Below are 13797 nucleotides of genomic sequence, written 5' to 3' on the forward strand. Positions count from 1 at the left end.
CTGAGTTTACTCAGCCTTAATAAAACTCTCACCTATATTGAATATGCCATAAAAGGGTCACCGCCCCCCTATTAGACTCGCTTTTGTCTATTAATTATCCGAACAGTTTTATTTAATCAAATAAAATGAACTTTCTATTCACTTTAAAAACAATAACCATTATCATTCGCGAAAATTCAATAACGCGAATAGTTATCACTCTATGAAAACGTTTAAGTACTCTCTTATTACTCTTGCTTGTTTAAATGCAAATGTGGGATTTGCCCAAAATACACAAGTTGATGCTGATATTGAACGCATCAGCGTATACGAAAAGCAAAACCGTGTGGTGATGAGCTCTGGTCTTGCTACTAAATCAGACATGTCTTTAATGGAAACACCTGCACCGGTTGTAATTATTGACCGAGAACTGATTGAATCTCAAGGTGTAGACAGCTTACAAGATTTAGTTAGAAACGTAAGTGGCTTAACACAAGCAGGTAATAATTACGGTATTGGTGATAACTTAGTAATTCGTGGTTTAGATGCAAACTACACCTACGATGGTATGTATGGTGGTGCAGGCCTGGGTAATACATTTAACCCAACTCGTTCACTTACAAATGTTGAATCTGTTGAGGTTTTAAAAGGCCCAGCAACAGGTTTATATGGCATTGGTAGTGCAGGTGGCGTAATTAACCTAATTGAAAAAAAACCAGAGTTTGAAGAAAAACACAAAGTATCGGCTGAGCTTGGCCAGTGGGATAGCTATTCATTATCGTTTGATAGCACTAACGCTATAACAGATGATTTAGCTTACCGTGTAATGGCTAAAACAGCGTCAAGTGACGGCTTTCGTGATTTAAAAGAAGATCGCGACGAAATTTATACCTCACTTAAATACGTGCTTAATGACAGACAAAACATCATGCTTTCTGCGGCATATATAAAAGATGAAATAGCGGTTGATTCTATTGGTCACCCTATTCGTATTTACAACGCAGAAACTGCAAAGGGTTTAAGCGCAGGTGAAGTAACCGGTGCCGATTTAGTAAACGATCCAACAGGAAGCGGCGTACAGTTAAGTGATGCACAACGCGACCAACTTGCTAATTCATTATCTGCATCTGATGGCTTAACACCTTATAGCTTTGGCACAAATGGTATTATTTCACCAATGGCTGATGCCAACGAAGGTGAAGAGCTGCGTTTTAAATTAACGCATAACTACTACATTACTGACGATTTGTTTTTAAACCAGCAGCTACAGTACCGTAACTACACATCAAGTTTTGCGCGCCAAACAGGTGCATATAACTACGTCTATTCAACGCGCAGTGGCATTATTAATAATGACCCTCGTGCTCCATTAGTTGAAGACGGTGTACTTTACCCGTATGCAGCACGCCGCCAAGAATACCGCCAAGTAGAAGCCGATGAAAAATCGTGGCAGTACTTTTTAGATTTACGTTATGACTTTATGTTAGGGGACGTAGATAACGAATTGCTTGTTAACGCCAACTACGAAGATAGAGATATTCGTTTTAAACAATTCTCAATATGGGATCAGGATTACGTACTCACAAACAATGATGGTGATGTAACGTACCAAGGTTCTTTACCGTATATTTACGATATAAGAGAACCAAATTGGCCAACCGGTAACTTTGAAAATTACGATCCGCTTAAAACAAGTGACTACAATAAAAAAGTACAAGCATGGGGCTTAGGTATTCAACATGTAGGCTACATAACTGAAGAACTTACAACGCGTATTGGTGTGGCGTATAACCGAATTGAGCAAACTTATGAGCACTTTGGTGTTGATGAGCGTTACAGCTCTAGCCGTGCAGAGCCAACTCCTGAAGCGAGTACATCAGATTCTGGCTTAACATATAACCTTGGTACAACGTATCAGCCATCTGAAGATTTATCTGTATTTGTAAATCATTCAAAAGGCCGTACAGCCTATAGTGTATTAGGCTCAGTGGCAGGTAATGAAGCTGACCGAGAAGATTCAGAGTCTATAAGTAACGACCTAGGCTTTAGATTTAAAGCATTTGATGACCAACTACTCGCATCTGTTGTTATATTTGAAAGCTCTCGTACTAATTTAGAATATGCAAATCCACTTTATGACGCATTAACATCAAGCTCAGATGTACCTGAAAGCTATTATGATGGTAAAGAGCAAACAAAAGGTGTTGAGCTTGATTTAAATGCTTACTTGAACGATAAATGGAAAGTAAACGTAAATGGTATTTATCAAGATGCACGTGACAAAAGTAATCCTAACAGCAGTAGTTACGACACACGCCAAAAAGGTGTGCCTTACGTAACAGCAAGTACGTGGGTAACCTACTACGCAGATATGTTTAACTTACCTGAAGCTGTAAATATAAGTGGTGGTATTACATTTGTAGATAACAGAAGCACTAATTCAAGTTCATTCTCGATTCCTGATGGTTATGTACCAAGTTATACGACTTACGATACAGCTGTATCGTATACAACTGATAAATGGCATATGCAGTTAAACTTAAATAATTTGTTCAACAAAAAGTATTATTCAAAAGCGATGTTTTTAGGTGGTATGCCAGGGGAAGAGCGTAATGCAAAACTAAGTTTTAGTTACACTCTTTAACTAGTTAACCTGAACTTTGGATAATAAATCTATCTCAAGTAAACCTCAGGTTAGTTAAATACTTAAAAAGCACGGTTTTCTAATTTAGAAGCCGTGCTTTTTTGTGTTTTATAAACGCTTAATCTAAATTAAATAGTAACCACTATGCGACCGTTAATTTCACCTTTGAGCATATCATCAAAAATTTCGTTAATGTCCTCTAAGCGTTTTTCTTCAATAATCGCTTTAACTTTACCTTGAGCGGCAAATTCCAAGCATTCTTGCAAATCTTTACGCGTACCAACAATAGAGCCCACTACTGACACGCCATTAAGCACAGTATCAAAAATAGGAAGAGGCATATCCTCTGGAGGTAATCCCACTAATACACATTTACCGCCACGGCGTACACTTTTATAGGTTTGTTCAAACCCCGCTTTAGACACCGCAGTACAAACAACACCATGCGCGCCACCGACTTGTTCAAAAATAGCTTCGCTTGGAACCACCTCTTTAAAATCGAGGGTGATATCTGCGCCTAGCTCTTTAGCAAGCGCGAGTTTTTCTTTGCCTGTATCAACAGCTATTACATTAAAACCCATTGCTTTAGCGTACTGTACTGCTAAATGACCAAGCCCGCCCACACCAACAATAGCAACCCACTGCCCTGGTTTAGCACCGGATACTTTTAATGCTTTATAGGTTGTAACACCTGCACAAAATAATGGAGCAGCCTCAGAAAAACCGAGTTCTTCTGGTATTTTTACAACGTAGTCGCCATGCGCTAAACAATATTCTGCATAACTACCGTCAATAGAATAGCCAGTATTGTGCTGCGATAAACACAGTGTTTCTTTACCATCTAGGCAAAACTCACAGTGCCCACATGCACTATAGAGCCAAGGAATACCGACTCTGTCGCCAACTTCTAAGTGTTTTATATTGCTTCCGACTTTTTCGATAACGCCGACACCTTCGTGCCCTGGTACTAATGGCATTTTTGGTTTTACTGGCCAATCCCCATGACAGGCATGTAAATCGGTATGGCAAACGCCACAGGCCGCTATTTTTACTAAAACATCGTTTATTCCCACCTCAGGAATTGGTAAGTCTGTTATTTCTAATTTACCTTTGTATTGAGTATTAATTGCAGCTTTCATAGTCATTCCATCGTATGTGAAAAAAATTAAAATAAGGATTTATCTACGTATTGTTGTGTACAACATATCTCAATATAGATGTATAAATATTAATCTAAATCATATTTTAGTCATTTAAATTAACTTATAAGCTTGCTAAGAACTTGCTATCCATAATGAGCGTGCTAGCATTTACTTTCTGAAATTACTGAAAGTTACTAAGCTATGAGTTTATCCGAAAAGAATTTTGCCTTTGTAATGCATTGTGGTGAGATGGGCAGCCGCTGGGGATTCAATCGTACGATCGGACAAATGTGTGGTTTGCTGATTATTACTAAAAACCCAATGACAGCTAATGAGATTGCAGATGCGCTTAGTATTTCTCGCGGTAATGTAAGTATGGGCATTAAAGAGCTGCAATCGTGGCAGTTAATTAAAGTACAGCATATTCCTGGCGATCGTAAAGAGTACTACGCCCCTGCTGGCGATATTTGGGATATGGCAAATCGCGTATTTGAAGAACGTAAAAAGCGCGAAATTGAGCCCACCTTAACGCTACTACGCGATAACTTATTAGACGAAGCCAGTAACGACGATGAACTTTACGCACAAAAACAAATGGGTGAGATTCACAACCTACTTGAAACCGTCACTAAATGGTCATCAGAACTACAGCGTTTAACGCCAGAGCAACTTAATAAGCTAATGAAGCTAGGTTCTGGAATTGGTAAAGTTATTGACCTAAAAGAAAAGATATTCAAAAAAGAATAAAGCCGCAATTGCGGCTTTATTTATAGGTATATTTTAAAAATTAGATTTTTGGATAACCAATTCTATCCGACAAGTAACCTACGCTAGTAGCAAAGTAATACGAGCGATTCCAGTGCATAAACACTTTGTAGTTATCGTACGCTAAGTACATACGGCCATTTATATCATCAGGCATAACCAGCGCAGCACGTACGTCTACATTAGGTAAATCAGAGCCATCAGCTTTACGTACACCCAGTGCTTGCCAATCAGCTAATGAGCGCTCTGAGTCATTCCAATATTCTAACCACTGCTTGCGAGTTTTTGTACCACGCACTAAAACGTATTTACTATCAAAGTTTTCAGGTAACTGAACTTGGCGACCCCACGTAAGAGAGTCGTTCCACCCTTCTTGCTTTAGATAATTAGCAATTGAGGCAAAAGCATCTTCTTTTGTAGTCCAAATATCTTTACGACCATCGTTATTGTAATCGACCGCGTAAGCATTAAAAGAGGTAGGCATAAATTGCGTTTGCCCCATTGCGCCTGCCCAAGAGCCTTTAAATTTATCAAGCGTTATGTGGCCCGACTTTAAAATATCCAGTGCAGCCCAAAGTTGGCGCTTATAAAGTGCTTCTCGGCGTCCATCAAAAGCAAGTGTCACTAATGATGAGATAACGTTATGACCGCCTTGAATTGTACCAAAGTTACTTTCAAGCCCCCAAAGCGCGACTATAAAGCGTGCTTGTACGCCAAACTCTTTCGCTACTTTTTCAAGTACCTCTTTGTTTTCTGCGTAAAGCTTACGTGCGCGGTCAATTTTCCATTGTGGTACACGTTTTGGTAAATACGTTTCAAGGGTTTCTTTTACTTCTGGCTGGTTTTTGTCAGCCGAAACCACTTTTTCTTTATACGTTGCTGTTGCAAACGCATCATCAATAAGTTTGGCTTCGTAACCTTTTGCGATAGCTTCTTGCTTTAAATTCGCTAAATAATCTTGAAATTCAGCCTGAGTTTTTGCCATAACAGGTGAGCTTAAACATACACCACATAATATAACGATAAGTTTTTTAATCACTATCAACTCCATTGTCTTTTCGTAATTGGCTTAGCAAATTTTGCTCAGGTGGTGGAATTTGTAAGTAGTAGCCTTTATCAGGATTTGATAACGCTGCTTTTACAGTTTCTAAATCTGCCCCACCTAAATGCTCACGTTTTGCTAAATTAATGATCATCACATAAACAGGTTGACCAAACATAGTCATCAAAGGTTCCGGAACTTTACTAAAATCATCTCTTTTTTCAACAAATAAGAACGTATCCGCTTTTTTCTTACTTTTATATACTGCAGTGAGCATTATGGCCCTATAAATTCTTGCTTAACAATGCCGCACACTATAACATGAGAGTAATAATAAGTTAGAAAAATTAGATTAGAAATTTCAATAAAGGCCCTATTCAGCCTACGTTTATCTAAAATTAATTTCTAATCAGACAAATCAATTGAGCGTGTATGTCGGACCAAATTTTTGAGTTAAAAGGGAATCTTTTTACGTTATCAGTTTTGCATCTTTATAGTACTGATATAAACCTTTTAGCAGAACAACTGTATGTAAAAATAGCCCAGGCCCCTAAGTTTTTTGAGGGTGCGCCTATTGTCGTTAATTTAATAGAAATTAAAAACAGTTCACTTGATTTTGTTCACTTAAAATCATTAATCGAGCGAATGAGTTTTAATGCGGTTGGAGTGTGTAATGGCTCAGAAGAGCAACATACTCAAGCAAAGGCTGCTGGCTTATCTGTTTTAAATTATTCACAAGACGTTAAGAGCGAACCTGTTAAACAAGAGCCCAATACATCGATTGTAGAAAAAACGGTGCATTTACCAGCGCAAATTATCAGCGGTACAGTTCGCTCTGGACAACAAGTTTATGCAAAAGATAGAGATTTGATAGTACTTGGCGCAGTTAGCCATGGTGCGGAAGTCATTGCCGATGGGAATGTGCATATTTATGGCACGCTACGCGGTCGCGCTATTGCTGGCGCAAAAGGTTTTAAAGAAGCACACATTTTTTGCCAAAAACTTGAAGCCGAGCTGGTTTCAATAGATGGTAATTACTGGATCAGTGATTCGCTACAAGGTGAACATTGGGGAAATGCAGTGCAAATACAACAAAAAGACGAATCATTAGAAATTTCAGCTTTGGTTAAAGGATAAATCTCATGGCAAAAGTAATTGTCGTTACCTCAGGTAAAGGCGGTGTTGGTAAAACAACATCAAGTGCTGCAATTGGCACAGGCTTAGCGTTAAAAGGCTATAAAACAGTTATTATCGACTTTGATATTGGATTACGTAACTTAGATTTAATTATGGGTTGTGAACGCCGCGTTGTTTATGACTTTGTAAATGTAATTAATGGTGAGGCAAACCTTAACCAAGCGCTTATTAAAGATAAACGTGTAGATAAATTATTTTTACTACCTGCTTCACAAACACGTGATAAAGATGCTTTAACACGTGAAGGTGTTGAACGCGTACTAAATGAACTAAAAGAAGACTTTGATTACATAGTATGTGATTCACCAGCAGGTATTGAAGCTGGCGCTATGATGGCGATGTACTTTGCTGATGAAGCAATTGTTACAACAAACCCAGAAGTGTCGTCAGTTCGAGATTCAGATCGTATTTTAGGTATTTTACACAGCAAATCAAAACGTGCTGAAGAAGGCCTAGAAAATATTAAAGAACACTTACTATTAACACGCTATAACCCTGGTCGTGTTGAAAAAGGTGAAATGCTATCGGTAGAAGATGTGCAAGATATTCTGTCAATCCCATTATTAGGGGTTATTCCTGAATCGCAAGCGGTATTAAGTGCTTCAAACTCAGGCCAACCTGTTATATTGGATACAGAATCTGATGCAGGCCAAGCTTATTCTGATGCAATTAACCGCTTACTAGGTGAAACCGTCGATTTTCGCTTCTTAGACGTTGAGAAAAAAGGCTTATTTAAACGGATTTTTGGAGGTTAACGTGTCTTTACTTGACTACTTCCGCTCAGAAAAGAAAAACAGTGCGTCACTAGCAAAAGAGCGATTGCAGATCATTGTCGCGCACGAGCGTTCTCAACGAGGAACGCCGGATTACTTACCACAATTAAAACAAGATATTTTAGATGTGATCCGTAAATACGTGAACGTAAGTACCGATGCAGTTCAGGTTCAGTTTGATCAAAACGAAGACGATTTAGCCGTACTTGAGCTAAACGTTACACTACCTGATGAAGAAAAGAAGTAATTGAAGAAAGGGCGCTTTATAAGCGCCCTCTTTATTTTCTTTTACTTTGTAATAACTTTATAAATATCTACGTTTTAATCCCTTGCATGCAACTAAAACTTTTTCACTATGTAACACAAAAACTATAGATAATACCAATTCGCTTAATTAAGTGATCTATTTTGAGGATGGAAAAACGTGTTGATAGCTAGGCAAAAAAATCGCTATTTAGTTGTTCTCGGCAATTGCTCCTGCATTGCTCTACCTTCTGCATCCATGCAGTCGTAAATGAGATTTTTTTAACACAGGTAACGACACGTTTAGCGCCGCAAAATGATTAAGTATTATTGCGGATTGGTATAAGTATTACACAGTAAAAAAAATATCTAGTCTTAAGTGTCCCATTCTTTTAAAGCGTCTTTAACATAGGTATAACGCCAAGAGCTTAATAAATCAGGTTTTATATGACTTTGTTTTTGCTCATTAGTTAACTTCCAATTCCAACTAATCAATTGATTAATTTGCTTTTTAGAGGCCATAACGTCTTCTGGTATATTGTGCTCTTTAGCGACTTTAGTGATCTTTTGTTTAATATCTTTGGCTACTTTTTTATAGGTAGGAAAATCAATTAAGCGCTTAAGTACATCAGGATGCTCAGCATCTGGTATTGCTTTGGCAACTTCAATACACTTGATTATATCTATACCAGAGCGATTAACTTCAATAGCTTCAACTCCTGGAATTTGGCGTAGAGCATTTAAACTTGAAGGACCACGTTTGGCAATTTCAGTCATGTTATGTTCTTTTAACACAAAATTTAGCGCTAAATTTTTCTTAATGGCTTTGTTTCTGCGCCATACAGCAAGTTCTTTTAAAACCGCGAGTTCGTGCGGTTTGAGTTGCCATGCATTTTTAATATCTTTATATAAAAGCTCGTCTGGTGTTTGAAATGCACGTTTTTTAGCTATCAGCTCACTCTCGTTTATTACAATGTCAAAGAACCCAGCGGCATTAATACGCTCTATAATCAGCTCGAAACACGGCAATAAGTAAAAAGTATCTGCAGCAGCATAATCTAATTGTTTTTTAGTTAACGGACGTTGCAGCCAATTGGTGCGTGACTCACTTTTATCTATTTCAATACCTTGCAACTCTTTTACCATAAGGGCAAAGCCCATACAGTTACCTTCCCCAAGTAGCTGCAACGCAAATTGTGTATCAAAAAGTGGGGATGGAACAAAGCCTGCGTATTTTTGAAAAACCTCAATATCTTCTGAAGGAGAATGCAGTACTTTTAAAACACTAGGATCTTTTAGTATTTCCCAAAAATCGAATAATGAGAGCTCAGCTAACGGATCGATAAGCGCTAAATGCTCACCATCAAAAACTTGGATAAGTGCAACTTCTGGATACAAAGTGCGACGACGCATAAACTCAGTATCAATAGCTAAAATAGGCTTATTTTTTATTTGTTCAACAAAAGTGTTCAGTTGATTTTGGGTTTCGATCAATTGGTATTGCACTTAATCTCCTACAATAAAAAAGCCGACATATGTCGGCTTTTTTATAGGTTGCTAATCTTTCAAGGCTCTTCGGAGTATTTTACCTACGTTAGTTTTAGGTAACTCATCCCTAAACTCTACCAGTTTTGGGACCTTGTAATTAGTTAAATTATCACGACAGTGACTTATTATATCTTTTTCAGTTAAAGAAGGGTCTTTTTTAACAACAAAAACTTTAACTTGTTCACCACTTACATCGTGAGGAATACCAATAGCAGCAACTTCAAGCACACCTTCGTGCATAGCCACTACCTCTTCTATCTCATTAGGGAAAACATTAAAGCCAGATACAATGATCATGTCTTTTTTGCGATCTACAATAAAGAAGAAACCTTCATCGTCATAAGTTGCAATATCACCTGTTGCAAACCAGCCATCTTTTAAACATTCAGCTGTTGCATCTGGTCGCTTGTAATAGCCCACCATAACCTGCGGGCCTTTCACACACATTTCACCTGGCTCACCTTTAGCGGCTTCTTCACCGTTATCAAGTATTAGCTTAATCTCAGTATTAGGCGCAGGCAAACCAATAGAGCCATTATATGCTTCTAAATCATAAGGACTAATAGTTACTAATGGAGAACATTCTGTAAGGCCATAGCCTTCCATTAATTTTGAGCCAGTCACTTTTTGCCACTTTTCAGCAACAGGACGTTGCACGGCCATACCGCCACCAAGTGACATTTTTAAATGACTGAAATCAAGTTCAGCAAAACCTGGTGTGTTTAATAAACCGTTAAATAACGTATTAACACCAGTAATAGCTGTAAATTTATGCTGACCTAGCTCTTTAACAAACCCAGGCATATCTCGTGGATTTGTGATTAATATATTTAAACCACCGTACTTCATAAACGTCAGGCAGTTAGCTGTTAAAGCAAATATATGATAAAGCGGTAAAGCGGTAACAACAACTTCTGTACCACGATTTAACACTTTGTCTAAACAGCCTGAAACTTGCTCAAGGTTACCAACCATATTGCCATGGCTCAGCATTGCCCCTTTTGATACACCTGTTGTGCCACCGGTGTACTGTAAAAAAGCAAGATCGGACAAGCTCATTTCAGGACGTGTATATTTAGTTTCGTCTGCAGCTAAAACGTCTGAAAAGTTAATTGTGTTTGGTAAGTTGAACTTTGGCACCATTTTTTTAATGTGCTTCACAACAAAGTTAACTATGTGCTTTTTAAGCCCACCAACCATGTCGCCTACTTGCGTTACTACAATGTGTTTAACATCAGTGTGTGCAAGTGACTTTTCAAGTGTGTCAGCAAAGTTTGCTAAAATGAAAATAGCGGTAGTGTCAGAATCCTTTAGCTGATGCTCTAATTCACGCACAGTGTAAAGTGGGTTAACATTTACAACCACACAACCTGCACGTAAAATACCTAAAATGGTGACTGGCGTTTGTAGTAAGTTAGGCATCATTACGGCAACTTTGTCGCCTTTTTTAAGACCTAAATCATTTTGAATGTAGGAAGCAACTTTTTTTGTTGCTGTATCTATTTCGCTATAAGACAGCGTTTTACCCATATTAGTAAATGCAGGTAAATCGGTGTAGTCAGTAAAACTTTTTTCGAACACTTCGAGTAACGAGTTGTAATGCTCAGGATCGATTGTTTCAGGCATACCCTCTGGGTAGCGCTTAAGCCAGATTTTTTCCACTCTTAGCCCCTGTTTATAATTATATTTTTATTAACCTTAATCTAAGTAAGGCGCTTTAACAATTGAGCAAATACTCTAATGGAGGAATAATCCCACATTTTACGTAAACTTACAATTAACATGCACCATTTTGCAGCATAAAGTCTTGAATATGCTTAAAACATAGTTCACTACTTTGCATATGACAGTGGTGCCCACCATCTACATCAATTACCTTTAAGCTATTGTAATAACTAATATACTTTGCCAGATTTTGTTTTACAAACGAATAACCTTCGTTACCTAAAATTAATTGACACGGTGCAATTAAATCTTTTATTGCACCAATACATTGCGCCTCATCAAACCTAAAACCTGAGTGATTTTTAAGCTTTGGATCAGTTGTTAATGTATAACCATCTAAAACCGATTTTATATTTCGCTGCATTAAAAGAGCAATAAGCTCACTATTCAAATCGGTTGTTTGAGCACGTGCTTCATAAATAAGCTCTTTCAATTTATAAACTCTCTGCTTCTTATTTTTTAAACGCGCTCTATTTAATACTGCACTTTTTAGCTGTTCACATACGCCTTCGCTAGGAGTTGTAACACACCCAATCCCCTCAATAAAGGTAACAGATTTTACATAATCACCAAAGCAACTAGCAAAAATCCCTGCAACCATAGCTCCCATCGAATGCCCAACTAAATGAACTTTTTTAACACCAAGCGCATTAATAAGTTGGTACACATCATCAATATAATCAACAAAATAATAATGTGCATCATCACTTCGCCAAGATGATAAACCATGCCCCACAAAATCAATACAGTACCAAGTGTGCTTTGGCTTAGCTTTACTTAACATTGGTATAAAACTGTGGCAGTTATCTAACCAACCATGCAACGCTATTACTATTTCATCCCCAGAACCTACTTTTAAGCCATGAATATTCAAGTTATTGGTTTCAATATTAAATGGCTGCACGGCAAGTCCTTTATTAATTTAGAGCATCATTATTTATAGCATACAAGTTGTCAGACCACTAACCGAGAAGATGGTGCAAAATTCGCTATTTAATTATCTTGGTGATCTAAAGAAAGCAAAAAATATAAAATAAAATTTAAACAATATCATAAGTTTAATTACAAAAAAAATAAGCTGACCTTTTTAAATATGTTTGCTTTGTATACCTTTTGAACAATTAAAAGGTGATAGCATTATATGTAGTTAAGCTATAACCAGTATAATTTAAATAAATAGAACTAACAGCGTTAACTACAATTCTATTCATATAACCCTAAATTATAAATATCTTAGATATTCATTTATTTATCATACTATCTGTATACAATATCAGCGGCTATTAAATAAGGTACACTCATAAGGTACACAACCATGAAAAAACAGATCAGCTTATTAGCGCTTTTATGCACCGCTTCTGGTGCTTACGCAGAATCAGCACCTAAAAATGTAATTTATATGATTGGTGACGGCATGGGTCCGGCTTACACCACGGCTTATCGCTATTTTAAAGACGACCCTGCAACAAAAGAAGTAGAAGGCACGGTTTTTGACACTATTTTAAAGGGCATGGCTCGTACCTACCCTGATGACCATACTTATGTGACAGACAGCGCAGCAGGTGCTACAGCACTTAGTAGCGGTCATAAAAGTTACAATGGCGCAATTGCAGTAGATACAGACAAAAAATCAGTTAAAACCATGCTTGAAATAGCAAAAGAGCGCGGTATGACAACAGCGCTTGTAGCAACTTCACAAATTAACCACGCAACTCCAGCAAGTTTTGCGGCGCATAATGAATCACGTAATAATTATAATGATATTGCCAATGATTACATCGACAATAAAATTGCGGGTAAATTACCGGTTGATTTAATGCTTGGTGGCGGTACTAAATACTTTATTCGTGATGACCGTAATTTAGTCGATGAATTTAAAGCCGCTGGTTATCAATATGGCGACGACATTAAAAACCTAGGGCAAATTACACAAATACCTGCAATTGGTTTATACGCACCTAAAGGCTTACCTTTTGCATTAGATGAAAACCCAACTCGTCTTACTCAGTTAACGTCTAAAGCACTTGGTTTATTAGATAATCAAAACAAAGAAGGCTTTTTTGTGATGATTGAGGGCAGCCAAATTGATTGGTGTGGTCACTCTAACGATATAGCCTGTGCAATGGCTGAGATGGATGATTTTGCTAAATCAATCGAAAAAGCAAAAGCGTATGTTGATAAAAACAAAGATACTATTTTAGTCATTACTGCAGATCACTCTACAGGAGGTTTAACCCTTGGCGCACATGGTCAATACAAATGGGAAACTGATGTAGTAAAAGGTGTTAAAGCAACTGCTGGTAAACTAACTCAACTTTTACTAGATTCTGATGATTTAAAACCAGTATGGACTGCTAACACCAATATTGAATTTACAACTGAAAACCAAATAAAACTTGAGCAAGCTAAAAAAATGGGTGAAAAAGCGCTTAATTTAGCTGTTAAGAGTATTATTAGCGATGCAAGCTTTACTGGCTGGACAACAGGCGGACATACCGCTGTAGACGTGCAGGTATTTGCCTATGGTAAGGGCAGTGAGCAATTTATTGGTTCACAAAATAATACTGATATAGCAGATAAGCTGATTGGCTTTATTAAACAGTAAGCTTTACGTGGTGTCCCGTCCTAAAATACGTTGACGGTTTTAAATGAAGGCCAGTAGCTTTTGCTCCTGGCTTTTTTTGTGCACTTGGTTTGGTGTTTTCATTCCTAAACTCAAATGCGGCCTAAATTCATTGT

The 13797-nt window shown here is 37.6% G+C and carries 12 protein-coding genes; 6 read left to right on the forward strand and 6 right to left on the reverse strand.

Annotated features, from left to right (window positions below; translation table 11 throughout):
- The first annotated feature begins 202 nt into the window (after positions 1-202).
- Complete coding sequence (locus H5120_RS12460) at positions 203-2623, forward strand: TonB-dependent siderophore receptor (RefSeq protein WP_182674689.1); 2421 nt, start codon at positions 203-205, stop codon at positions 2621-2623.
- Between the two features lie 128 nt (positions 2624-2751).
- On the opposite strand, the gene adhP is transcribed toward H5120_RS12460, so the two are convergent.
- Complete coding sequence (adhP, locus tag H5120_RS12465; RefSeq protein ID WP_182674691.1) at positions 2752-3762, reverse strand: alcohol dehydrogenase AdhP; 1011 nt, start codon at positions 3760-3762, stop codon at positions 2752-2754.
- A 204-nt stretch (positions 3763-3966) separates the two neighbouring features.
- Here adhP and H5120_RS12470 point away from each other — a divergent pair, with 204 nt between their 5' ends.
- Positions 3967-4512 (forward strand): GbsR/MarR family transcriptional regulator, encoded by a 546-nt coding sequence (locus H5120_RS12470; RefSeq protein WP_024596846.1) that lies wholly within the window; start codon positions 3967-3969, stop codon positions 4510-4512.
- Positions 4513-4552: 40 nt separating this feature from the next.
- Here H5120_RS12470 and H5120_RS12475 read toward each other — a convergent pair whose 3' ends face one another.
- A complete protein-coding gene (locus tag H5120_RS12475; protein WP_004334714.1) occupies positions 4553-5569 on the reverse strand; it encodes a lytic transglycosylase domain-containing protein in 1017 nt (338 codons plus the stop codon).
- Positions 5562-5849 carry a YcgL domain-containing protein gene (locus H5120_RS12480; protein ID WP_008134235.1) on the reverse strand — a complete coding sequence of 96 codons (288 nt, stop codon included), beginning with the start codon at positions 5847-5849 and terminating at the stop codon, positions 5562-5564. Before H5120_RS12480 ends, H5120_RS12475 begins: the two co-directional genes overlap by 8 nt.
- Positions 5850-6004: 155 nt before the next feature.
- Between H5120_RS12480 and minC the strand changes: the two genes are divergently transcribed.
- From minC to minE, 3 genes are read left to right on the forward strand one after another with little or no spacing between them, the layout of a single operon-like run.
- Positions 6005-6709, forward strand: a complete 705-nt coding sequence (gene minC, locus H5120_RS12485) for a septum site-determining protein MinC (protein WP_182674693.1) — start codon at positions 6005-6007, stop codon at positions 6707-6709.
- A 5-nt stretch (positions 6710-6714) separates the two neighbouring features.
- Entirely contained in the window at positions 6715-7524 is an 810-nt protein-coding gene (minD, locus tag H5120_RS12490) for a septum site-determining protein MinD (RefSeq protein WP_004334708.1), read from the forward strand.
- A 1-nt stretch (position 7525) separates the two neighbouring features.
- Positions 7526-7789 (forward strand): cell division topological specificity factor MinE, encoded by a 264-nt coding sequence (gene minE, locus H5120_RS12495; protein ID WP_004334706.1) that lies wholly within the window; start codon positions 7526-7528, stop codon positions 7787-7789.
- A 371-nt stretch (positions 7790-8160) separates the two neighbouring features.
- Here the strand turns inward: minE and rnd are convergent, their stop codons facing one another.
- From rnd to H5120_RS12510, 3 genes are all read right to left on the reverse strand, one after another.
- On the reverse strand, positions 8161-9291 hold the full coding sequence (gene rnd, locus H5120_RS12500) for a ribonuclease D (protein ID WP_182674695.1): 1131 nt from the start codon (positions 9289-9291) through the stop codon (positions 8161-8163).
- A gap of 51 nt (positions 9292-9342) precedes the next feature.
- The gene (gene fadD, locus H5120_RS12505) at positions 9343-10995 is read right to left on the reverse strand and encodes a long-chain-fatty-acid--CoA ligase FadD (RefSeq protein ID WP_002960239.1); all 1653 of its coding nucleotides are present in this window, start codon (positions 10993-10995) and stop codon (positions 9343-9345) included.
- 115 nt (positions 10996-11110) lie between these two features.
- Positions 11111-11962: an alpha/beta hydrolase gene (locus tag H5120_RS12510; RefSeq protein ID WP_182674697.1), complete on the reverse strand. Its 852-nt coding sequence runs from the start codon at positions 11960-11962 to the stop codon at positions 11111-11113.
- Between the two features lie 411 nt (positions 11963-12373).
- On the opposite strand from H5120_RS12510, the gene H5120_RS12515 reads away from it, so the two are divergent.
- Positions 12374-13663: an alkaline phosphatase gene (locus tag H5120_RS12515; RefSeq protein ID WP_182674699.1), complete on the forward strand. Its 1290-nt coding sequence runs from the start codon at positions 12374-12376 to the stop codon at positions 13661-13663.
- Positions 13664-13797 lie beyond the last annotated feature (134 nt).

The organism is Pseudoalteromonas sp. SR43-2, from assembly GCF_014163885.1.
GTDB lineage: Bacteria > Pseudomonadota > Gammaproteobacteria > Enterobacterales > Alteromonadaceae > Pseudoalteromonas > Pseudoalteromonas distincta.

What these genes read in the sequence shown, in the direction of transcription:
- H5120_RS12470 (WP_024596846.1), top strand. Translation starts at nt 3,967, where the DNA reads ATGAGTTTATCCGAAAAGAATTTTGCCTTTGTAATGCATTGTGGTGAG.
- adhP (WP_182674691.1), bottom strand. Translation starts at nt 3,762, where the DNA reads ATGAAAGCTGCAATTAATACTCAATACAAAGGTAAATTAGAAATAACA.
- H5120_RS12460 (WP_182674689.1), top strand. Translation starts at nt 203, where the DNA reads ATGAAAACGTTTAAGTACTCTCTTATTACTCTTGCTTGTTTAAATGCA.
- minC (WP_182674693.1), top strand. Translation starts at nt 6,005, where the DNA reads ATGTCGGACCAAATTTTTGAGTTAAAAGGGAATCTTTTTACGTTATCA.
- minD (WP_004334708.1), top strand. Translation starts at nt 6,715, where the DNA reads ATGGCAAAAGTAATTGTCGTTACCTCAGGTAAAGGCGGTGTTGGTAAA.
- H5120_RS12480 (WP_008134235.1), bottom strand. Translation starts at nt 5,849, where the DNA reads ATGCTCACTGCAGTATATAAAAGTAAGAAAAAAGCGGATACGTTCTTA.
- H5120_RS12515 (WP_182674699.1), top strand. Translation starts at nt 12,374, where the DNA reads ATGAAAAAACAGATCAGCTTATTAGCGCTTTTATGCACCGCTTCTGGT.